The sequence below is a fragment of the Pseudomonas sp. KH_021 genome, from assembly GCF_057838865.1.
Genome location: NZ_CM174477.1, coordinates 5441150 through 5464087 on the forward strand (window position 1 = coordinate 5441150; position 22938 = coordinate 5464087).

Genomic DNA, 22938 nt, shown 5'->3' on the forward strand with positions numbered 1-22938 from the left:
GGCTTATTCGGTGTCGCGGGTTTCGCCGTAGCGCCACTTCCGCGCATCGGCGTCGAGGGCATCGGACATCTGTACGTCCATGTGCTGCACGTGGTTGTTTTCGCAGAATTGCTGAAACGCCTGACGCGGCAGCACCAGCTCGACGAACAGGTCGGGATAGCCAATGGCGAAGTCGAATTCGACAAAGACATCGCCTGGCTGGCTGCGTACACGGACGTAGCGCGGCATTTGATCGAAGGCGTTGCCAGGTTGGCTCATGCTCGAGTACTCCTTTGTTGTTATGCAGAGGTACAGAGCAACAACAGTGCCAGCGCTGTATGCGCAATTGAATAAACATAATAAAAACAATTAGTTAAATAGTTTTTTACAACTCTATGCGAACGACCAATGCGGTACCTGGGCGAGATAAAACTCGACGAGTTGATCATTTGATCAACCTCAATCCGACTTGCTTGAGCAAATGGTCAATCAGAAATGAACAGGCCGGCGCCCGTTGTGGCGCCGCCCCGTAGCGACCGCAGTGAATCGCTGAATATCAATTTGACTTTCAGGAGCATTTCGGGGCGTCTATATAGACTTTCAGCGAAACCAAGTCGTCGCTAGAGTTCTGACACGGTGCCTCGATTACGCCCCAGCCTAGGCGTAAGGCCCAGGGTCATCCCCACAAACAAAAAGATATAGGGTGTGTTTGCATGACCATGAAATACCGAGCCGCTGAGCATTCCGCACTGCTCAAGGATCTGACCGATCGAATTCATTTCCTCGGCAGCGAAGGTAAGATCTGGCTTGATGAGCAACGCATGATGCTGATGCAGGTTTCGGCGATGGCATCATTTCGTCGGGAGCTGCTCGAGATGATTGGCGAAGAACGTGCAAAGGGCTTTTTCCTTCGCCTGGGCTACCAGTCCGGGCTGAAAGACGCGGAACTGGCGAGAAAACTACGACCCAACGGCAGTGATATGGATATGTTCCTGATAGGACCTCAGTTGCACTCGCTCAAGGGCATGGTCAACGTTCGTCCATTGAAGATGGACATTGATATCGAGGCTGGAATCTTTTACGCCGACATCGAATGGATTGACTCTTTTGAAGTAGAAAACCACCAGAGTGAACAACTGCATTCTGATCAGCCTATTTGCTGGATGCTGCTCGGCTACGCGATCAGCTATTCGTCGTTCTTCATTGGCCGACAGATCATTTACAAGGAAGTCAGTTGCCGCGGATGCGGAGACAAAATGTGTCGAATCATCGGCAAGCCCGCTGAGGAGTGGGAGGATGCCGATACGTTCATGCGCTATTTCCAAAGTGATTCAATCATCGACGAACTGCATACCCTGCAACTCCAAGTCGAGAATATGAACCAACGTCTCCAGCTAGGTGCAGGTCAGTTTTACGGCATCGGTCGTTCGGCGATATATCGCAAAACCTGTGAACTGATTGACAAGGTTGCCCCGGGTAAAGCATCTGTGTTGCTACTTGGTGAAACCGGTGTTGGCAAGGAAGTCATCGCTCGAAGTTTGCATCTGCGAAGCGAGCGCGCCGGAGGTTCTTTCATTGCCCTTAACTGCGCAGCCATTACGCCAGACCTGATTGAAGCTGAGCTGTTTGGAGTCGAAAAAGGCGCCTACACCGGTGCTCAACAATCTCGCATGGGTCGCTTCGAACGGGCGCATGGCGGCACGCTGTTTCTCGATGAAATCATCGAGCTGACGCCACGAGCTCAAGCCAGTTTGCTGCGCGTTTTGCAGGAAGGGGAACTTGAGCGAGTGGGTGATAGCCAGACCCGCAGTGTCGATGTACGCGTCATCGGTGCTACTCACGAAGACCTCGGCCAGGCAGTGAAAGAAGGACGTTTTCGCGCCGACCTTTACTACCGATTGAATGTCTATCCAGTCCGAATTCCCGCGCTGCGTGATCGTCGCGAAGACATCCCGCTGTTGATTGAGCATTTCCTTGAAAAGCTGCATTTAAGCTACCAGAAAAAAACCCTCGGCCTTTCGGATCGTGCCAGCGAGGCCTGCTTGCGCTACGACTGGCCTGGCAATATTCGCGAACTGGAAAACCTTATGGAACGCGGAGTAATTATTACCGATAGCAACCAAAGCATTTCGGTAGAGGCTCTGTTCCCACACCTGTCCGCCGAAGCTCATAGCATTGGTCTGTCGAGCGAAGGTAATTTGATCAGTCAGAAGTTAGAGCCAACACATGAGTGGGTGGATCGGTTGCTCGATTTAGGAGTTAGCCTGGATACGATGGAAGAACAACTCTTGCAAGGTGCTATGGAACGCTCTCGGCAAAATGTCTCAGAAGCCGCGCGTCTGCTAGGAATGACTCGCCCAGCACTTGCCTACAGGCTGAAGAAATTGCCAGATGCCCCAGGGTCACGCTAACGATTGCAAATGAAAAATGAAGGGCAAAGCGCGTGTAAAGTCGCGCCCGCTTCACACCAGAACAACGGGACCAGGCCCATCCCTCAATCCATCAACTTCGGGATCCGCGCACCCGTGCGATGCTGGGAAAATTGCATCGACGAGTCGATGAATTGCGTCGCATCTTTGTGACTAGTATTCGTGAAGGACATATCAGACATAGTAGATGTGGTCAGCCGAATTGCTCTATGCACATACTCACGCACCGCGTTGTCGATGCAGCCCAATCGACCGGGCGCGTTCCATGGCCGGAGAAAGCCTGCGTGCCTATGACCGCCACCTCAGCCTGCATCTGATGCTGCAGCCCTACCTGGCCAACCAGATTTTCAAAGACCCGGTGATCAATGGCCAAGGCATCCTGGGCCGTTGCCTGATCAGTTGGCCCGAGCGCCTGGCCGGCCAACGGCTCTACAAGGTGATCGACCTGACCCGAGATGCCAAAGTCCAGCACTACCAACAGCGGATCACCGCCCTGCTGCAAAAGCCCTGGTCGCTTCACAAGGATGGCTCACTCAATCCCGCCACGCTGGAGCTGACTCCCCGCGCCCGTCGGGCCTGGATCGATATTCACGACACCATCGAGTGCCAGTCTGGCGAGTTCGGCGAGCTAGCCGGCGTCCAGCCTGTCGCGAGCAAGGCCGCGGCGAATGTACTGCGTATCGCGGGCGGGCTGGCCATGGTTGAAGAAGCCAGTGCGTTGGACGAAGCACACATCCAGCGCGCCTCCACGCTGATGGATTACTACCTGGCCGAGATTCAGCGCCTGACCGAACAGGCGCCGGTCAATAGTCGACGCGAGGAAGAGGATCGGCTGCTGCGCTGGCTGGTGCAGAAAGGCTGGACCCACTTCACCGTCCGCGACGTCAATCGCAACGGTCCTCGTTTTGCCCGCAAGAGCGCTGACCATACGGCCTCTTTATTCGTCGGGCTGATCACTCATCGATGGCTGAGCTGTCACAACGGAAAAACTTTCGAGGCCCGCCATGTTTCGCCTCAATGACGCGGTGCGCCGCTACCAGGCGCAACATCCATCGCAACCTGAATCACGGCGTGTCGCCGCTTCTGTTGCCACTGTCGCCACACCACCCCTGGAGCTTACCAATCTCGCCCTGCTGATCAAGCAACTGCGTGAGGAAGGGGCACTGCTGCTGCACCACGAGGTCTCCTCAAGTAATTGGGAACCCCAGTAAGTTTAGATTTATCGGGGTTCCTGTGCTGGGCTGACCATCTCATTAGGGTCGGTGTTACTGCATGAGCGGAAAAATCTATAGGTTTGGCTTTAGTTTCTGAAGAGCTCGTAGCGCGCCTAAGAAGCTATCGGTTCATACAGCGCTCGTAGGCGGCCAGAACGGTGCGCTCCGACTGTACCAGATAGGCTTCGAGCATCTGGGTTGCCCCCTCTGGTCGCCCCTCTTCTATACAGCGCAGGATTGAAACGTTCATGTCGACGTAAGGCATATGCAGGAATTCGGGATCATCGAGTAGGCCGAAGGCCAACCGAAGCTCGGCAGATATCTGCCCATAGAACTCCACCAATCTCGGGCTGTCGGCTAGCTCGACGATAGCCTTGTGAAACATCATGTTAGCGGTGCCGACTGCCATCCAATCCTTGGCTTCACGCGCTCGCATGCCTACCTCCACCGCTTCACGCATATGCAGTGTTCCCGGGTGCAGCGGGTAACCCTGAGCAATGGCCTTGCATTCGATAAAGCGGCGTACACGATAGATGTCAATGATCGACGCCATATCAGGCTCCGCCACGGTCACCCCTCGATTGGGCTCATGCTTGAGCAACCCCTCACGGGTCAGGACCCTGAACGCTTCTCTCAAGGTGTTGCGTGAAATCTGCAGGCTTTCGGCCAGGGCCGCTTCGGACAGCCGCTGGCCCGGAACCAATTCACCTTCGACCAGCATTCTGCGGACCTTCTGGGTAATGGATTCTCCCAGCGAGCGAGGAAGTGAAGGTGAAAGGTCGTTCATGTTCGATCCAGAGTCAGAGAAAGTCATTTTGATGTCCCATCAGAGCTCAGCGCATGGCAGAAAGCAAGGGTGCCGTGTGCATCATAAAGTAACACGCAGGAGTGATAAGGTTACAAAGCAGCTCACATTGTCGATCAACAACCTGCGCATTGTTCAACAATCAAACGGCCATATATCAACACATCCGGCCCGATGATTGAGTCTTGGCACGCTCATTGCTCAATCAAACCATCTCCCACCGTAGGAATGATGCCGTGACACAGACAGCCGTGACACAGACCGCGCAAAATTTTACAAAGGCGCGACGCTCTTCCCTTATCGCCGCAATTTTCATGATGGCGACTTCTGCCATCGGCCCTGGATTCATCACCCAGACCGCCACGTTCACGGCCAAGATGGGTGCGGCATTTGCGTTCGGTATCCTGGCGTCGATTCTGATCGACTTCGTGGTTCAACTTAACGTCTGGCGTATCGTCTCCCTGACCCGAATGCGTGCCGCAGATCTGGCCAACAAAGCGATTCCAGGCAGTGGTTATCTGCTAGCGGTGCTGGTGATCTTCGGCGGGCTGGTGTTCAACGTCGGCAACATCGCCGGTGCCGGGCTGGGTCTGAACGCGCTGTTGGGGCTTGATTCAAAATGGGGCGGTAGTCTAAGCGCCCTGCTGGCCATCGGCATCTTCCTCTCCCACCGTGCCGGATTGGCCGTCGACCGGCTGATCGTCGTGCTGGGTTTGGTGATGATTGGCCTGACGCTGTTCGTGGCCTTTGCCTCTAACCCGCCACTGGGTGAAGCCCTCTACCAGACCGTACTTCCGGACCAGATCAACTTCGCCACCATTACCACCATTGTCGGAGGCACGGTCGGCGGTTACATCACATATGCGGGGGCTCACAAACTGCTGGATCGCGGTACTACCGGGGTAGAAAATCTCCAGGCAGTGACCAAAGCAGCCCTGAGCGGCATCATGGTCACCGGTCTCATGCGCTACATCCTGTTTCTCGCCATCCTCGGTGTTGTTGCCAGCGGCGTAGTCATCGACACCTCGGGTCAGGGTGCCAATCCGGCCGCACAAGCCTTCCAGGCAGCGGCCGGGCAGATCGGCCTGCGCGTCTTCGGTCTCATCCTCTGGGCCGCCAGTATCACCAGCGTGATCGGCGCCGCTTACACTTCCATTTCCTTTATCACCGTGTTCAAACCGAACATCACTGAGCAGGGTCGCAACCGCGCTACCACAGTGTTCATCGCCCTATCGCTGCTGATCTTTATCCTGATGGGTACTGCTCCTGCCGCACTGCTGCTCTTCGCGGGCGGTTTCAACGGCCTGATACTGCCAATCGGCCTGAGCCTCTTTATCTACGTCGGCTGGCGCCGGCCCGACCTCATGGACGGTTACCATTACCCACGCTGGCTGCTGGTGCTGGGCGCCCTGACCTGCCTGCTGACCTGGTACATGGCAATCAACTCCGTTGGGCCGATCTTTGCCTTCCTCAACGTCACCTGAGCCCGATAACGAACAAGGAGTCACGTTAATGCCAACGATAGATATCAACAGCGACCTGGGCGAAAGCTTTGGCGCCTGGAGCATGGGCGACGATGCCGCGATGCTCGATGTCGTGACCAGCGCCAATGTCGCCTGCGGTTTTCACGCCGGCGACCCGGCTGGCATCCTACTGACACTGAAAGCTGCAGCGGCAAAAAACGTCACCATTGGTGCCCATGTCGCTTACCCGGACAAAGTGGGCTTTGGCCGACGGAACATGGACGTGGCCAGCGATGAGCTGACTGCCGACGTGATCTACCAGATCGGCGCGCTGCAGGGCCTGGCCAAGGCCGCCGGCACCTCCGTGCGCTATGTGAAGCCCCATGGCGCCTTGTACAACACCATTGCTCACGATCGCCGTCAGGCGCTGGCCGTGATCGAAGCCATCCGCGCAATCGACTCCAACCTCATATTGGTTGCCTTGGCAGGCTCAAGCCTGATTGAACTGGCCCGTAACGAGGGTTTGCAGTGTATCGCCGAAGCGTTCGCTGACCGTGCCTATACGCCGCAGGGCACCCTCGTCTCTCGCCGCGAACCAGGCGCCGTGCTGCACGATCCCAAGCTCGTCGCCCAACGGATGCTGCGCCTCGTTGAAGACGGCACCATCGAAGCGATCGATGGCAGCCTGACCAAAATCCAGGCCGACTCGATCTGTGTCCATGGCGACAGCCCGGCAGCGGTGGAAATGGCCCGCGAGCTGCGCCGCGTGCTGGAACAGGCCGACATGTCCTTGCAACCCTTTGCCGGAGGTTGTCCATGAACGCCCTTGATCGCGCTCGTCAGGCGGCCATCGCCGCTGGCCGTGAAGCACGCTCCGCCTACCGTGGCGGTCTGGTCACCCCCACCGCCGGTATCGCACCGGGCATGACTCAAGCGAACCTGATTGCCTTGCCGCGTGACTGGGCCTATGACTTCCTGCTGTATGCCCAACGCAACCCAAAAGCTTGTCCGATCCTTGACGTCACTGATGCCGGAAGCCCAAGCACCCTACTGGCTGAAGGAGCTGATCTGCGAACTGATCTGCCCCTGTACCGCATCTGGCGTGACGGGAAGCTGGTGGAGGAAGTCAGCGACGCCACGAAAGCCTGGGCCGAACACGACGACATGGTGACCTTTCTGATCGGCTGCAGTTTTACCTTTGAAACGGCCCTGCAAGAGGCCGGCATTGAAGTGCGGCATATCGCCGATGGCTGCAACGTACCGATGTACCTGACCAACCGTGCCTGCCGTCCGGCCGGTCGTCTGAAGGGTGACATGGTGGTTTCCATGCGACCGATCCCCGCCGATCGCGTGGCCGAGGCCTCCGGTATCTCCGGGCGCTACCCCTCGGTCCATGGCGCCCCGGTGCACATCGGCGAGCCTGCTTTGCTTGGCATCCAGGACTTGGCTCGACCCGATTTCGGCGACGCCGTACGCATCGAGCCGGGAGAGATCCCGGTGTTCTGGGCTTGCGGAGTAACGCCTCAGGCGGCGGTCATGGCCTCGGGCGTACCCTTCGCAATCACCCATTCGCCCGGCCATATGTTCATCACCGATGTGCCTGACAGCACGTACCACGTCTAGGAGTCTCCTGTGCGTTTTTTACCGGTCAACCTGGACGCCCTGCTCGTCGAATTGAACGACCTGGACGAGACCCTGGCATTGTTCGACGCCCTGACGGCGGAGCCTATTGCGGGCGTGGAAGAAATCATTCCTGCCACACGAACCCTTCTGATCCAATTCCGCCCCAGCGCCATTGCGCAGCAGGCGCTCGTCAATCGTATCGCTGGCCAGGACCTGAGCCAGCGCCGCGCGATCGAGCATCGCCGGGTGGAAATTCCCGTTCATTACAATGGTGAAGACCTCGACGAGGTCGCCACGCTGCTGGGGATCAGCCGCGCAGAGGTGGTCCAACGCCACACCGCCCATGACTACAGCGTGGCCTTCTGCGGATTCGCTCCGGGCTTCGCCTACCTAACCGGCGGTGCGGGTTTCCAGGTGCCTCGCCGACAAACTCCCCGCACCCGCATACCCGCAGGTGCGGTTGCCTTGGCGGGGGAATTCAGTGGTGTTTATCCGCAAGCCAGCCCCGGTGGGTGGCAGATCATCGGTGTCACGCCTTTGCAGATGTGGGACCTGAACCGCGCTGAATCGGCCCTGCTGCGTCCCGGCTATAAAGTGCGTTTTACGGATGCCGGCCCGCTCCCGGCGGGCGGCCTGCCCGCCCCCACGGTGCCTGCAAGTGCCACCGCGCCCAGCGGTGCCTATCTGGAAATCATCACTCCCGGCTTGCACTGCGTTTTGCAGGATATGGGCCGTCCCGGCCAGACCGGCCAAGGCGTATCCCGCTCCGGCGCGCTGGACCTCGGCGCCCTGCGGGCGGCCAACCGCGCGGTCGGCAATCCTTCGGACATGGCATGTGTGGAAGCGGTACTCGGCGGCCTGAGCTTCGTCTGTCATGGCCGTGCGGTGATAGCAGTCACCGGCGCGCAAACCCCGGTCACCATCACCAACGCCAGTGGCCTGCAATGGCCTGCCGGCAACTACCAGCCCATCGAGCTGGAGGCCGGTGACAAGGTCAGCCTGGGTTCACCTTTGGCAGGGTTGCGCAGCTACTTGTCGATTCGCGGCGGCTTTGAGGTCGCTCCAGTGCTCGGCAGTCTGTCGACAGATACCCTCGCCCAGGTCGGCCCCCCTGCACTCGCGGCCGGGGACCAACTGGGTTTTACGGCGCTTACGACAGGCACCAGCGTATCGCTCAACGAAGCACCCGCCTTTGATCTACCCACTACGGCCAACATCGTGACCCTCGACGTGGTCATGGGGCCGCGCACTGACTGGTTTACCGAAGACGCCATCCAGCGTCTGAGCAGCCAGCTCTGGCGCGTCACCTCACAGTCCAATCGCGTCGGTATTCGTCTGGCCGGTGAAACGCCGCTGGAGCGCAGCAACCACCAAGAGTTGCCCAGCGAAGGCACTTGCGTCGGCGCCATTCAGGTTCCGGCCAGCGGCCAACCGGTTCTGTTTCTCGCCGATCACCCGTTGACCGGTGGCTATCCGGTGATCGCCGCAGTCGCCAGCTACCACCTCGATCTGGCTGGCCAGATACCTATCAATGCGCAGATTCGCTTCAACCCATTGGACGGCTTCAAAGAGATTCAACCCATTGCGCAAGCCTCTGCCTCAACTGCCGATGTGAAAAAACTTCCATGAAAAAATTACTGATTGCCAACCGTGGTGAAATTGCCGTCCGCATCGCCCGCGCCTGCCGCGACTATGGCGTGCAGTCTGTCGCGGTCTATGCCGACGCGGACATCGACGCCCTGCACGTGCGCCAAGCCGACGAAGCCTACTCACTGAATGGCCAGCGCCCGGCCGAGACCTACCTGGATATCGGCAAACTTATCGCCGTCGCCAAACGCAGCGGCGCCGATGCCGTGCACCCCGGCTATGGTTTTCTGGCTGAAAGGGCCGACTTCGCCCGGGCGGTGATCGAGGCCGGGCTGATCTGGGTCGGTCCCAACCCAGAGACCATCGACGTGCTCGGCGACAAGGTCGAGGCGCGAAAAATTGCCCAACTGGTCGGTGCGCCTCTGGTGGCCGGTACGCCTGGCCCGGTCGAAAGCGCCGCCGAAGTACTGACGTTTGCCGAACAGCACGGCCTGCCAATTGCCATCAAAGCTGCCTTTGGCGGCGGCGGACGCGGCATGAAAGTCGCCTGGCGTCTGGATGAAGTGGCTGAATTGTTCGCCTCCGCCGTACGCGAAGCGCAAGCGGCCTTTGGTCGTGGCGAATGCTACGTCGAACAGTTCCTCGACCGTCCTAGGCACATCGAAGCGCAGATCCTCGCCGACAAACACGGCAAGGTCGTCGTCGTCGGCACGCGTGACTGCTCCTTGCAGCGACGCAATCAGAAGCTGGTGGAGGAAGCGCCTGCACCCTTTATCAGCGACGAACAGCGCCAGCGTATTCATCAGTCTGCTCAGGATATTTGCGCCAAAGCCGGCTACGTCGGTGCCGGCACTGTGGAGTTCCTGCTCAGCCAGGATGGCACCCTGTCGTTCCTCGAGGTCAATACCCGCTTGCAGGTCGAGCACCCGGTGACCGAAGAGACCGCTGGGGTTGATCTGGTGATCGAACAACTGCGGATCGCCGACGGTTTCCCGTTGTCCTTCAGTGAGACGCCGACCCCGCGTGGCCACAGCTTCGAATTTCGCATCAACGCGGAAGACCCGGGCAAGGGCTTCCTGCCCACCCCCGGTCAGATCACCGATTTCCTGCCACCGTCTGGCCCGGGTGTGCGGCTGGACAGCGGCGTGATAAGCGGCTCGCGAGTTCCCAGCACCTTCGATTCGATGATGGCCAAACTGATCGTCACCGGCGCCACCCGCGAACAGGCTATCGTCCGCGCCCGGCGCGCCTTGGCTGAATTCAACATTGAGGGCATCGCCTCGGTACTGCCGTTCCACCGGGCCGTGATGGACCATGACGACTTCACCGGTGTCGATAAATTCGCCGTACACACGCGCTGGATCGAGACCGAATTCGCCGAACAGATTACTCTCGCCCCACGTGCGGCTGTATCGGCCGACCCTGGCATCCTGCGCACATTTGTCGAGATCAACGGCAAACGCCACGAACTGGGCCTTCCGGCTGCGCTGCTGCGAGGCGCCAGCCTGAATACAGCGGGCACCGCCAGCGAAAGCACGACCCCATCCAAGGCCACTGATCCGCAGGCGGTACTGACGCCCGTGGCGGGGAATCTGCATACCTGGGTCGTCGAAGACGGCGAGTCGGTGAGTGCCGGGCAAGTGATCGCGGTTGTAGAAGCCATGAAAATGGAAACCTCGGTCCTTGCACCTTGTGAAGGTCAGGTGCAGATCGCCAAACAGGCAGGCGACTATTTTGAAGCCGGCTCCGTGATTGGCCGCATCAAGACCCTTAATTGATTTAAACGCTTTTCTTTTTGCAGGTATTACGCGCAACGGGTTAACAACCCGGTTGCCGCGTGTTGCCCGCAGAAAATTGTAGATATAATTTTTCATGAAAAACAACAATAAAGCCTTATCATTAAATCTGCCGTTTATCTGGAGCATCAAGAGCATGTCGATCAACAAGGCTTTTGCTATTGCGGGTACCTGCGCGCTGGTTTTTCCATTAACAGCCTCTGCCGACTTTATTGCCGACAGCAAGGCCAGTGTGGAACTGCGCAACTTCTACTTCAATCGTGACTTTCGTAACGGCCCGCCCACGGCACAACGTGACGCTGCAGCAGAGTGGGCGCAAGGTGCGATATTGCGCGTCGAGTCGGGTTATACCGCGGGCACTATTGGCTTCGGCCTCGACGCCATCGGCATGCTCGGCATCAAGCTTGACGGCGGTGATGGGACCGGTGGCACTGGCCTGTTGCCGGCTGACCTCAGCTCGAAGAACGGCCGCGGTTCGCAAAACGAGTACTCCAAGCTGGGCCTGACGGCCAAGGCGAAGGTCTCTGCAACGGAACTAAAGGTCGGCTCACTGGCTTTCCGTACGCCCGTGGTGTCGAGCAATGACACGCGCCTATTGCCTTCCACCTTCGAAGGTGCACTGCTGACCTCAAAAGATATCGACAAATTGGCCCTGCAAGGGGGCAAACTGCAGCAAATAAAGTTTAACAGTTCTTCAAACTATCAGGACTTCACCGGTAACCGCATCGGCGGCGTCAGTGATGACTTCCGTTTTGCCGGTGGCACCTACAGTTTTAATAAAGCCCTAAGCACAAGCCTGTTTTACGGCAATCTGGAAAATATCTATCGCCAGTACTTTGGCGGTGTGATCTATGAAGTTCCCCTCGCCGCGCAACAGTCACTGAAGTTCGACCTGCGCTATTCGAAAAGTACCGATGACGGTAATTTCCGCCCTCTCGATAACCGGGCAGCGAACGGACAAGTCGCCTACACCCTGGGCTCCAGCGTATTCACCACCGCCTATCAGCGAATGAGCGGTGATGACCCGTTCCCGTACATCGCCAATAGCGACCCTTACCTGGTAAATTTCGTGCAGATCAACGACTTTGCCAACACTGAGGAGCGCTCATGGCAGGTGCGCTATGACTACAACTTCGCCGCGCTGGGTATTCCCGGGCTGACCTTCATGACTCGTTACGTCAACGGCGACAATGCGCAGGTAGCGGGCAGTAATTCGGGGAAAGAGTGGGAGCGCAATACCGATATCGGTTACATGGTCCAAAGCGGTTCGCTGAAGAATCTTGGGGTCAAAGTCCGAAATGCCACGGTCCGATCAAACTTCGGCAATGACCTGGATGAAACACGACTGATCCTAAGTTACACATTGGCATTATGGTAAAGCCGACGCGCTTCAACAACTTTCAAACATAGAGTTTGCTCATCCATGATCATAAGCCGAATAAAAGAATCGCCTTCGCTTACTACCGTTCATGGTTACGAAGCGCGCTGGTCAGATCGAATGCAAACGGGTGGTCACGTGGAGTGCAGTATTCCCTCTATATAAATCTTATAAATCAAAACCTTACTGAACGGATTCAAATTACCCCGGCCCACCACTTCATCATCTAAAGACGACCACGAACGTCTTTTTTGTGCCTGAAATCCAGTTAAATCAAGGGTTTAAGCGCTACTTGGCTCCGCGGAGGTTTTTTGAGTTCCAGCCACATTGGTATTCCCGGCTACCCAGCGCTAATCTTGGGAATACCAAAAGGTGACATGGAGTACTTCTCATGTGCGCTCAAACCGCCCGCCTCTCGGACCGTCAGCTCAAGGCTGTCAAACCCAAAGACAAGGACTACGTCCTCACCGATGGTGACGGGCTTCAGCTCCGCGTCAGGCAACCAACCCTTCTCGAACGATTTCAAAAAAGGTCGTCAAAATCCGCCGCGAGCTCTGCGCCCGGAGGCACACCAAGGTCTCGGTGAAGCACCGCTGACAGTCGCTGATCGGCAATCCGCGAAGCCGGGAATCAGAGCCCAACTCGGCCGCCGAGACCACACCGACGCCCATTCCGATTGCCACGGCTTCGCACGCTGCCTCACGCCCCTCCACTTCGATCACCTTGCGGATACGCAGGCCTGCCGCTGCCATCTCCTCTTCGAGGGATAGCCGCGTGACCGAGCCTTGTTCGCGCAAGATCAGCGGTGTGTTGTCCAGGTCAGCCAAGCAAATGGAGGTTCGTTGCGCCCAGGGATGGTCATGGGCGACGAAGGCGAGCATGGGATCACTGCGCAGGTGCAGCGACAGCAGACGATCGTCTTCGATGTGCCGCCCCAGCAGGGCAATGTCTGCCTGGTGCCCGAACAACCGCTGCAGGACCTCATCGGTATTGGCCGTTTCAATCTTCACGTCGACACCGGGGTAACGGCTGCAGAAGCGGGCGACATAGGGCAGTACGTGCACCGGCGCATCCACGGCGAGGTTCAGGGTCCCGGTCGACAGGGTGCGATAGTCCATCAGCATGTCGTGGGCATCGGCGCTGATATCGAACAGCCGTTGGGTCAGGCCGAACAATCGCTCGCCCACTTCAGTCAGGCGCACCAGACGCTTGTCGCGATAGAACACCATCACGCCGTAGTAATCCTCGAGCTTACGCACCTGGTCGGACACCGCTGGCTGGGACAGGCAGAGCTGCTCGGCTGCCCGGGTGAAGCTGCCATTCATGGCCACGGCGTGGAATGCCTTGAGTTGCGTATGGGAAATCGCCATTGGAGACCTTTCTATAGGTTCAACTTATTCATTCATACGATAAATCGATTTTATTTATGAAAGATGAACTGCAAGCATGGTTTTCGCAAGTCCTCTGACTGCTGTCTGAACAGCGACGCCGCTGGCATTGACCTGGAGTGCTCTATGGAAATTGAACGTTTCGCCGCGATAAAACGCCGTTCGGACATGGTCCGGTACGACAACCACCTCTACATCGGTGGCCAGGTTGCCACCGACCTCAGTGGCGATATCGAGGCGCAGACCCATGAAGTGCTCGCGGGTATCGAGCAGCTTTTGCTCAGTGTCGGCAGCGACCGCACGCGGGTGCTGTCGGTGCGCATTTTGCTCGCCCATCCCGAAGACTATGAAGGACTGAACAGGGTCTGGGATGAATTTTTTCCCGCAGGCCTTGCCCCCACGCGTGCGTGCACCCTCGCGCAGTTGATCGACCCCGGTTGGCGCGTGGAAATGATCGTGGTCGCCGCGTGCGCCTGATTGCGTCCTGACTCTTGCCTCGAACCGATCAACGGAGATGACCCCCATGCGACCCTACTGGCTCGACCAAGCCCTGAAAAACCAACCCGCCACGCCTTGTCCGCCGCTGCAGCAGGACACCCGCGCCGATGTCTGCATCGTCGGTGGCGGTTACACAGGCTTGTGGACCGCGATCATGATCAAGGAACAGAACCCCGAACTGGACGTGGTCATCGTCGAAGCCGACATCTGCGGCGCCGGTGCCAGCGGGCGCAACGGCGGCTGCGCACTGTCCTGGTCGGCCAAGTACTTCACCCTGGAGCGCTTATTCGGCGTCGAAGAGGCGGTACGCCTGGTCAAGGAATCGGAGCAGAGCATTTACGCCATCGGCAACTTTTGCGAAAAGTACGCGGTGGATGCCGATTACCGTCTCGACGGCACGCTCTACACGGCGACTAACCGCGCCCAAGTGGGTTCGACCGACGGGGTGATCGCGGCGCTGGAGCGCAATGGCATCAACTCTTTCTCCAAATACGCGGTCGCTGACGTGCAGCGTATGGCGGGTTCGACCCAGCACATTGAAGGCTGGTTTTCGCCAGCGGCTGCCAGTGTGCAGCCGGGGAAGCTGGTCCGCGGTCTGCGTCGGGTCGCGCTGGAACTTGGCGTGCGAATCTACGAAGGCTCGCCGATGACCAGCCTGGAACAAGGGCTGCCGGCCACCGTCAAGACGCCGCGCGGGCAAGTCGTCGCCAATCGCGTGGTGCTGGCGATCAACGCCTGGATGGCGCGGGCTTTTCCAGAGTTCGAGCGTTCAGTGGCCATCGTCTCCAGCGACATGATCATTACTGAGCCGCGACCTGATCTGCTCGAGCGCATCGGCCTGACCAGCGGGGTCACCGTACTCGACTCGCGGATCTTCGTGCACTACTACCACAACACCCCGGACGGCCGGATCATGCTCGGCAAAGGTGGCAACACCTTCGCCTACGGCGGACGCATGCTGCCGGTATTCGACCAGCCTTCACCCTACGCAGGGTTGTTGCGTAACACCCTGAATGAGTTTTTTCCGGACTTTGCCGATGTCGACATCGCCGCCACGTGGAATGGCCCGTCCGATCGCTCGGTCACCGGGCTGCCGTTCTTCGGCCGTATGGGCGCAAGGGGCAATATCTTCTATGGCTTCGGCTATTCCGGCAGCGGCGTCGGTCCCTGTCATATGGGGGGACAGATCCTCTCATCGTTGGTCTTGGGCCTGGACAACCCCTGGACACGCTCGCCGCTGCTGCAAGGCCCGCTCGGCCATTTCCCACCGGAGCCTATTCGCTACCTGGGTTCACTGATGGTGCGCAACGCCGTTCGCCGCAAGGAGCAAGCGGAGGACCACAACCGACGGCCAAGTCGACTGGATGTACGACTGGCAAAATTCGCCGCGGCTGCTGGCAAGGCGGACAAGGGATAACTGTAACGACTTGCATTTGAAAACGCCCCGACCTGCAATCAAGGCGCTTTTCGACCAGGATTAACTGCGACTGTCCGGTCCTGCAAACCAGCATTAATTGCGAATTAACCTGCTCTGATCCGCGCCGACCTGCATTCCATTGTTGCCAACCAGCATTAGGGCTTTATTCATGTGCCCTACTTGCCCGCATAAGCAACCCGCGTAGACCCTGGGCAACCTTCGATGGCACTGGAAACGCTGGTGAAAGGTTTGCGGATCAATACCCAACAGGATCTGGTGGCAAGCGCAGGCCAAGTCAGTTGAGGCAACGCTGTTGCTGATCCAAACAAAAGAGCGTCTAACAGCGCTTATAGCGCCGAGAAGGCGTAGCTGATAATCAGACGGTTCTCGTCGAACTCCAGGCTGCTGTAATCGCGACGCAATGTGCTGTTGCGCCATTTCAGCGACAGGTTTTTCAGGCTGCCACTCTGGATCACATAGGCCAACTCACTTTCCCTGCCCCACTCCTTGCCATCGCTCACAGTCGCGGTGTGCACGTCTTCACCGCTGATGTAACGATTCATCAGGGTCAGGCCAGGAATGCCGACACCGGCGAAGTTGAAGTCGTGACGCAACTGCCAGGACCGCTCCTTGGCGTTGTCGTAACTTGAGTTGTAGCTGTCGTTGGCCAGGGTGCCGCCGCTGGTGCCATTGACGCGCATCCATGCATTGTCGCCGCTGACTTTCTGCAAGCCCAAGTAAAAGGTGCTGCTGGCGTACTTGGCCGAGAGCATGGCGGAGGCGGTTTTGTTGTCCAGCTCCCCTGCCCGTTCGCTGCCGCTCTCCTTACCGATGAAGTAGCCAAGATTTGCGCCCAGCACCCAGCTACCCACCGCTTGGCTGTGCACCAGGTTGATGAATCGCTGGTTGTAGATGTCCTTGAGCTCGGCATTCCACAGGCCAATCATGGTTTGCTTGCCGTTGAAACTGTACTCGCCACCGGCAAAGTTGAAGCGGTCGGATGTAACGCCGCCGACACCGGTCATCGACATGTCGTCCATGCTCGCGTCGTTGCGCGGGCTGTTACCCCGGAACTGCCCGCCATACAGTGTCAAGCCGTCGATTTCCTGGGAGGTAACCTGGCCTCCCCGGAAGGTTTGCGGCAGGGAGCGCCCGTCATCGGAACGCAGGATCGGCAGTACCGGCATCCATTCGCCGACCTTCAGTTCAGTTTTTGACAGCCGAGCCTTCAACGCCACGCCCAGTCGCCCGAAATCATCAGCTGGACGGCCATCGTCATGCACTGGCAGCAACTGGGTGTTGGTGGTACCGCGACCACCATCGAGCTTGAGCGCATACAGCCCCAGCACGTCCACACCTAAACCCACGGTGCCCTGGGTGAAGCCGGACTTGGCGTCGAGGATAAAACTCTGGGTCCACTCCTCGGCCTTGCTCTGCGGATAAGCAGGATTGGTGAAGTTGCGGTTGATGTAAAAGTTGCGCGCCGTCAGGTTCGCCTTGGCCTCTTCGAGAAGACCCTCGGCGAAGGCCGGAAAGGCAGACGCGGCCAGCGCCAACCCGATGGCATGGGTGCTGACGACAGGTGCAAGCATGCGGATGGTTTTATTGCTGCAGTTCATTATTTTTATTCTCATGGTTAAAAAGCGCACAAAACCCTCCCTTCTGAGTTGGCAGACGAGGTGAGTAAAGGGCGGGGGCAAGCTGATAGTCAGTCGGTTAGAAGATACTGTGGTAGAGGGCTTCTACATCCTGCTCGGTCATGTCCTTGGGGTTGCTTCGATCAGACGACGAAGGTTCCCCTAAAGACTGCAACTATTTGATCACGATGGGGTTGACCGGAGCCCCGGTGCCGCCGACCACCTTCAGCGGTGCAGCGGTGTAAAGGAAGGTCCACTGATTGTCGACGGCGCAATCCGCCGCCAGCGGATCCAACTGTGCGATCTCGGTCAAGGTGACACCCAGGTTACGCATCAGCGCGTTGTGCAGCGGTAACGCCACACCCGAGACGGGATCCACAGTCACTTCATTGGCGATGGTGTCGGTGACCAGGTTGGGAATTTCCATTTCATGAAACCAATTGACCAGCTCAGGGCTATAGGTCAGGCCTGGCTCGATAAAGTCCTTATAAAACTCTTCGGGTTCGCGGTAGTAGAAAGAGCCGATCCAGCCGGTTCTGATGATCAGGATGTCGCGCTTCTGAATCGTCACTCCTTGAGCTTCGGCGGCCTTCATCAAGTCCACATGATTAAACGTCTCGCCAGGGTCAAGAACGTCCTTGCCGCGATACCGCGCGATGTCGATCAGAATGCCTCGCCCCACCACGCCTCGCTCCCCGATCGGTGCGACACTGGCCTTGGCCAATGAACCGATAGTGGTGTCTGCATCATAGCCATTCCAGATTTGATCGTCATACCAGACGTGACCCAAAGCATCGTATTGAGTCGATCCCTGAAGATGGAAAAACATCACATCATCAGCGAACTCATAAGAGCCAGGAAAGTGCGGGCCTTTGCCACAGTTGTAATGGCCTCGGTCCATGATGTTCATGCGCTTGGGCTGCGAACGCCCAGGCCAGATCGGATCGCCCTTGGGGTCGGCCATTCGCACCTGCAAGGTGAAGGTCTTGCCTTGTTTGACCTCGGCGATGCCTTTGAGCACTTCCACGCCAGTCAGATAGTTAAGAGCGCCTACCTCGTCGTCAGGGCCCCACTTGCCCCAGTTTTTAGGAGAGTCTTTAAGCAGCTCGTGAACATGAGGCACGGTTTTATCGTTCATTTTATCGATTTCACTTTGGGTATTTATAAGTCAGCGCGGCTGCCGCTTGTTGGAGCCGAGTCACCAAGCGCAGGACTTCGCATTTATCAGGCGCGAGCCGATGTGGTCAGCCTGTGCCAAACCATTAACGAGGCGCTCGTAGCTCAAGGGCGGGTGCATATTTCTGGCGTAGGCAGCCGATAAGGTCGCTTCAACCATCGTGTTGATTTGCGTCGTAGTGAACGGCACGTTTTGGCCCAGTTCAGCGAAGGTAATGGGCAGTTTCACGTCATGCAGCAAACGGGCAACCTTCTCGATCTCGTCAACAGGACGTTCCTCCACTGCCATCTGCACCAGCGTGCCGAAGGCAACCAACTCACCGTGAAGCATCGAGGCCATGGCTGGGATGGCGGTCAAGCCGCGTACCAGCGCATGGGACAACGACAACCCGCCGCTTTCAAAACCTACGCCACTGATCAACACGGTGCCCTCGACTACCCGTTCGACATCGTCATTGACCTCGTTACGACACACTGCCTGATAAGCCGAGACGCCGTATTCCATCAGCGTGTCAAACACCATATTGGTCAGCATCAACGCGGTATGCAGCGCCGGTGTTCCGAAGGAGTTATTGCCGCCTGAGCCATGGCATTGGTGGGCTTCGAATTTTTTACTGATAGCGTCACCGATGCCCGCGGCGAAGAACCGTGCTGGAGCCTGCGCGATGACATGGGTATCAACAATGACCGCTGAGGGGTTCATCTTCAGGTACTCCACCCCCACCACTTTGTGATCGTCATCGTAGAGCACGATCAGCCGACTGGTCGGCGCGTCACTCGAGGCAATGGTCGGACAGACGATGATGGGGACGTTGAGATTGACCGCCAGCCCCTTGGCCGTATCAATCGTCTTACCTCCGCCCAGCGCGATGATGGTGTCAGGCGAATGGGGCAAGGCTTGCTCAGATAACCGGGCAATGGCTGCGCGCGTGCATTCACCCGGAAATTCAATGTGCAAAGGCTCGAAACCATGCTCCAGCAAAGCATTGCCAACCTCCGGCCACAAATGCCTGGCGACGAACTCATCGCACAACACCAACGGACGAGACCGCCCCATGTCGGTCAGTACTCTGCCCAACTGTTTCAAAGCTCCAGGGCCTTGCTCGTACCGTCCTGGGAAACCCATCGCTTTGACCATGGCTGATGCCCTCCAAAAAAAGTGATTACTTTTCAGATCGGGTCATCAACTTCTGTTGATCGACCCGATCAAACTCATTCTTTTTGACCTTCGGTCGTTACCGCATCAACCAGCCGCCGGACACATCGACGACTTGGCCAGTAATAAAATCGCTTTCGTTCGATGTGAGGAAGCACGCCGCCCTGGCCACTTCAAGCGGCGTTCCCAGTCGCCGTAGTGGTGTCTCGTCGACAACCGCCTGGTTGGCCTGCGCCGAAACGGTTTTGAGCAACGGGGTTTCAATCCGCCCTGGCGCCAGTGCATTTGCCGTGATCCCAAACGGCCCCAACTCACCGGCCAAATGCCGGGTAAAACCAATGATGGCCGCCTTGGTGGCGCTGTAGTGAGCCGCCACGATTGGCAAAAATGCACTGCCCGCCACTGAAGACATGTTGACGATGCGGCCAAAGCCGCGCTCCACCATCCCAGGGGTCAAAACCCGGACCAGGTTGAATGAACCATTGAGGTTGATGTTGACAACCCGCTGCCATTCCTCGGGGTTCATTGTCCAGATCGGCGCAGGAGCGCCATCGTGCTTCGGCGAGATACCTGCGTTATTGATCAAGGTGTCTATAGGGCCCAGCTCCTGGCTCAACTGGTCACAGGCGTCAGCGCAATCTTGATAATCAGCCACATCGGCTTTGGCCCAACCGACCATAAACCCCGCATCTCGCAGGAGTTCAGCCTGCTGCCGAACCTTTACTGCATCGGCATCGACCAGGGCGACCGCCGCACCTTCCTGGCAATACAGCTGCGCAATGGCAGCGCCAATGCCACCACCGGCTCCAGTGACCAAAACGACGCGCCCGGAGTGTCTGGAATTTGTCATAGCCTGTTCTCATCTTTTGTTGCGGATTTAATAAGTGCGCAGCTACAGAAACCACGCCATCAGAGGCCCAGGTAGGCGCGCTTGACATGCGGGTTATCGAGAAGCTCCTGCCCCGTGCCGCTGAGCACCACTTCGCCGTTCTCGAGCACGTAGCCTCGATGGGCGATTCGCAGGGTATGGACGATGTTCTGCTCGACGATCAGTACGGTCGTGCCCAATTCCAGGATCTTGTTGATGATTTCGAAAACCTGTGAGACCAGCAGGGGGGATAAGCCCAGGGATGGCTCGTCGAACATCAACAGCTTGGGTTCGGCCATCAGGCCACGGGCGATGGCGACCATTTGCTGCTCGCCGCCCGAGAGCGTTCCGGCGTTCTGATCCAGGCGCTCGCGAACCTTGGGAAAGAGATCCAGAACATCGTCGAGACGCTTTTTGTAACCCGCGCGAGCGCTGCGTTTGTAGGCGCCCATCAACAGGTTGTCGCGCACGCTGATGAACGGAAACAACTGACGTCCTTCCGGTATAAGCGTCAGGCCGGCGTCGACAATCTGATCCGGACGATTGCCGTCGATGCGCTCTCCCTCAAACTCGATCGTGCCGTGGGAGGGGCTGACGATGCCGCACAAGCTGCGCAAGGTCGTGGTTTTACCCGCACCATTGGCACCGACGATGGTCACCACTTCACCGGCATTGACCTCGAAGGACACCCCACGAAGGATTTCAGTACCGCCATACCCGCTATGGACGTTGTTGAGTTTAAGCATGGCTGTACTCCTTACCGAGATAAGCTTCGATGACCTGGGGATCGTTGATCACATCGTTGGGTGCGCCCTGCATGAGAAGCGTGCCCGAGCTGATCACGATGATGCGGTCCGACAAGCTCATGGTGGCTTGCATCAGGTGCTCGATCATCAAAACGCTGACGCCTGAATCGCGAACTCTGCGGATAACCGCTATCGCCTTGACCACATCCGTTGGATTGAGTCCGGCCATCACTTCGTCCAGCAACAGGATCCTCGGACGGGTTGCCAAGGCACGGGCCATTTCAAGCCGCTTCATACCGCCAACGGTGAGGTTGCGTGCCCGAGTGTCCAGCAAATTGGTGAGTTCGGTCAGTTCAGCGACTTGCTCTGCAACCGCTCTCGCCTCCCTAGCATCAGCCGTGTGCATGAAGGCGCCGAGCATGATGTTCTCGCAGACACTCAGATCGGCGAATGGCTGGACAATCTGAAAGGTGCGTCCAATACCCGCTTTAGCGAACTCGGCCGGACTGCTCGGGGTCACCCATTCGCCATTGGGCAGGCGAACTTTGACCTGCCCTTTGGAAGGCAGCAGAAAACCGGAAAGCTGGTTGAATACGGTGGTTTTACCGGCGCCATTCGGGCCGATTACACCGACGATTTCGCCTTCGGCCAAGCTCAGCGACACATCGTTGGTCGCATGCAGCCCCCCAAAGAACTTGTGCAGGTTTTCAGCCACCAGAATGGGTTCGCCGCTCGTTTGCGATTGCCGCTCAGGCGCCGGGGATTTAACTGTCTTGACCGCAGTAGCGAGGGGCCGACGACCACCGGGCAATGCGTCGATCCAGCCGAACACGCGCGCACCAAATCGCCCCACCACACCCTGCGGAATCGTCAGCACCACCACGACCAGCACAATGCCGTAGACCAGGCCGTGAACACCGCTGCCCATGTCGCCAAGCCAGCCACGCGCGAGTTCCGCCAATGGCAACACCAACAACGTTCCGATCAATGGCCCCGAGACAGTGCCCAGGCCGCCGATGAGCGCGAACATGGCGATCTGAATCGACATCTCCAGCGAGAACATTGAGCCGGGCTCGATGAAGGTCAGGTACATCGCATGGAAACTCCCCACCAGGCTGGTGAGGAATGCCGATAAAACGACCGCGATCAGTTTGACTTTGACCGAGTTCACACCGACCGCATGCGCCGCGTCTTCACGCTCGCGAACTGCAATCAGGTAATAACCCAAACGTGAGTTCTTGATCTTCCAGGACACTGCCAAGGTGATGATCAGAAAACCAAAGGCAATCAGCAGATAAGGCCAGCGCGGGCGAAACAACATCCATTCGACGCCCAGCTTAAGCGGTACGCCCAAGCCTGCCGCACCACCGGTCACGTCATGTTGATTGATGGCCATCAGCCGTACGACTTCCAGTACCGCAATCGTCGCCAGGGCAAAAAACGGTCCGCGCAACCTGAAGCAAGGCCAGCTGATCAACACCGCCACCATGGATGACAGGATGGCGCCAACGAACATCCCGATCCATGGACTGATGCCCAGATTGATCATCAGCAGTGTGGTGGTATAAGCCCCCACACCGTAAAACACCGCATGGCCGAGGGAGAGTTGGCCGGCAAAGCCGCCGACAATATTCCAGGCGCTCGCGAGCGCTGCATAACTGCAAATCAAGATGAACAGGTGGTAAACGAAAGGAGAACCCGCCGTGAGCGGAATGACCAACAGCGATGCCAGGACCAACACGCTGACATAGACACGCGGATGCATAATATTCATGACC

19 protein-coding genes and 1 pseudogene are annotated in these 22938 nt (G+C 57.8%); 11 read left to right on the forward strand and 9 right to left on the reverse strand.

All coding sequences use genetic code 11. From position 1 onward, the window contains the following. Nucleotides 1-3: 3 nt before the first annotated feature. Entirely contained in the window at nt 4-258 is a 255-nt protein-coding gene (locus AC3IX4_RS25160; RefSeq protein WP_489258036.1) for a phenol hydroxylase subunit, read from the reverse strand. Between the two features lie 434 nt (nt 259-692). Here AC3IX4_RS25160 and AC3IX4_RS25165 point away from each other — a divergent pair, with 434 nt between their 5' ends. The 3 genes and pseudogenes from AC3IX4_RS25165 (at nt 693) to AC3IX4_RS25175 (ending at nt 3619) form a co-directional block, all read left to right on the forward strand. Further along, a complete protein-coding gene (locus AC3IX4_RS25165) occupies nt 693-2390 on the forward strand; it encodes a sigma 54-interacting transcriptional regulator (RefSeq protein WP_489258037.1) in 1698 nt (565 codons plus the stop codon). 259 nt (nt 2391-2649) lie between these two features. Continuing rightward, nucleotides 2650-3429: pseudogene (locus AC3IX4_RS25170) on the forward strand (DUF3987 domain-containing protein); the annotation flags it as partial. Next, the gene (locus tag AC3IX4_RS25175) at nt 3413-3619 is read left to right on the forward strand and encodes a hypothetical protein (protein ID WP_489258038.1); all 207 of its coding nucleotides are present in this window, start codon (nt 3413-3415) and stop codon (nt 3617-3619) included. The pseudogene AC3IX4_RS25170 and the gene AC3IX4_RS25175, both read left to right, overlap by 17 nt. A gap of 124 nt (nt 3620-3743) precedes the next feature. On the opposite strand, the gene AC3IX4_RS25180 is transcribed toward AC3IX4_RS25175, so the two are convergent. Further along, the gene (locus AC3IX4_RS25180) at nt 3744-4409 is read right to left on the reverse strand and encodes a GntR family transcriptional regulator (RefSeq protein WP_489258039.1); all 666 of its coding nucleotides are present in this window, start codon (nt 4407-4409) and stop codon (nt 3744-3746) included. Nucleotides 4410-4678: 269 nt separating this feature from the next. On the opposite strand from AC3IX4_RS25180, the gene AC3IX4_RS25185 reads away from it, so the two are divergent. The 6 genes from AC3IX4_RS25185 to AC3IX4_RS25210 all read left to right on the forward strand — a co-directional run bounded on the left by AC3IX4_RS25185 (nt 4679) and on the right by AC3IX4_RS25210 (nt 12274). Further along, nucleotides 4679-5911, forward strand: coding sequence for an NRAMP family divalent metal transporter (locus tag AC3IX4_RS25185; RefSeq protein ID WP_489261362.1), 1233 nt, complete (start codon nt 4679-4681; stop codon nt 5909-5911). A 28-nt stretch (nt 5912-5939) separates the two neighbouring features. Continuing rightward, on the forward strand, nt 5940-6710 hold the full coding sequence (locus AC3IX4_RS25190) for a LamB/YcsF family protein (RefSeq protein ID WP_489258040.1): 771 nt from the start codon (nt 5940-5942) through the stop codon (nt 6708-6710). After that, entirely contained in the window at nt 6707-7513 is an 807-nt protein-coding gene (locus AC3IX4_RS25195; protein WP_489258041.1) for a putative hydro-lyase, read from the forward strand. Before AC3IX4_RS25190 ends, AC3IX4_RS25195 begins: the two co-directional genes overlap by 4 nt. 9 nt (nt 7514-7522) lie before the next feature. Then, entirely contained in the window at nt 7523-9142 is a 1620-nt protein-coding gene (locus AC3IX4_RS25200) for a 5-oxoprolinase subunit B/C family protein (protein ID WP_489258042.1), read from the forward strand. Continuing rightward, nucleotides 9139-10878: an acetyl/propionyl/methylcrotonyl-CoA carboxylase subunit alpha gene (locus AC3IX4_RS25205; RefSeq protein ID WP_489258043.1), complete on the forward strand. Its 1740-nt coding sequence runs from the start codon at nt 9139-9141 to the stop codon at nt 10876-10878. The genes AC3IX4_RS25200 and AC3IX4_RS25205 overlap by 4 nt, the downstream gene beginning before the upstream one ends. Before the next feature lie 154 nt (nt 10879-11032). Further along, the gene (locus tag AC3IX4_RS25210; protein WP_489261363.1) at nt 11033-12274 is read left to right on the forward strand and encodes an OprD family porin; all 1242 of its coding nucleotides are present in this window, start codon (nt 11033-11035) and stop codon (nt 12272-12274) included. 494 nt (nt 12275-12768) lie between these two features. On the opposite strand, the gene AC3IX4_RS25215 is transcribed toward AC3IX4_RS25210, so the two are convergent. Then, nucleotides 12769-13644: a LysR substrate-binding domain-containing protein gene (locus AC3IX4_RS25215; RefSeq protein ID WP_489258044.1), complete on the reverse strand. Its 876-nt coding sequence runs from the start codon at nt 13642-13644 to the stop codon at nt 12769-12771. A gap of 144 nt (nt 13645-13788) precedes the next feature. Between AC3IX4_RS25215 and AC3IX4_RS25220 the strand changes: the two genes are divergently transcribed. Further along, nucleotides 13789-14139, forward strand: a complete 351-nt coding sequence (locus AC3IX4_RS25220; protein ID WP_489258045.1) for a RidA family protein — start codon at nt 13789-13791, stop codon at nt 14137-14139. 46 nt (nt 14140-14185) lie between these two features. Beyond that, a complete protein-coding gene (locus AC3IX4_RS25225; protein WP_489258046.1) occupies nt 14186-15577 on the forward strand; it encodes an FAD-dependent oxidoreductase in 1392 nt (463 codons plus the stop codon). Between the two features lie 347 nt (nt 15578-15924). Here the strand turns inward: AC3IX4_RS25225 and AC3IX4_RS25230 are convergent, their stop codons facing one another. The 6 genes from AC3IX4_RS25230 to AC3IX4_RS25255 all read right to left on the reverse strand — a co-directional run bounded on the left by AC3IX4_RS25230 (nt 15925) and on the right by AC3IX4_RS25255 (nt 22934). Beyond that, complete coding sequence (locus AC3IX4_RS25230; RefSeq protein ID WP_489261364.1) at nt 15925-17169, reverse strand: OprD family porin; 1245 nt, start codon at nt 17167-17169, stop codon at nt 15925-15927. A gap of 220 nt (nt 17170-17389) precedes the next feature. Further along, nucleotides 17390-18352: a cyclase family protein gene (locus tag AC3IX4_RS25235; protein WP_489258047.1), complete on the reverse strand. Its 963-nt coding sequence runs from the start codon at nt 18350-18352 to the stop codon at nt 17390-17392. A gap of 60 nt (nt 18353-18412) precedes the next feature. Continuing rightward, nucleotides 18413-19528, reverse strand: a complete 1116-nt coding sequence (locus AC3IX4_RS25240; protein WP_489258048.1) for a glycerol dehydrogenase — start codon at nt 19526-19528, stop codon at nt 18413-18415. A 97-nt stretch (nt 19529-19625) separates the two neighbouring features. Then, the gene (locus AC3IX4_RS25245; RefSeq protein WP_489258049.1) at nt 19626-20396 is read right to left on the reverse strand and encodes an SDR family oxidoreductase; all 771 of its coding nucleotides are present in this window, start codon (nt 20394-20396) and stop codon (nt 19626-19628) included. A gap of 59 nt (nt 20397-20455) precedes the next feature. Next, entirely contained in the window at nt 20456-21160 is a 705-nt protein-coding gene (locus AC3IX4_RS25250; protein ID WP_489258050.1) for an ABC transporter ATP-binding protein, read from the reverse strand. After that, nucleotides 21153-22934 carry a branched-chain amino acid ABC transporter ATP-binding protein/permease gene (locus AC3IX4_RS25255; RefSeq protein WP_489258051.1) on the reverse strand — a complete coding sequence of 594 codons (1782 nt, stop codon included), beginning with the start codon at nt 22932-22934 and terminating at the stop codon, nt 21153-21155. Before AC3IX4_RS25255 ends, AC3IX4_RS25250 begins: the two co-directional genes overlap by 8 nt. Between the last annotated feature and the right edge of the window lie 4 nt (nt 22935-22938).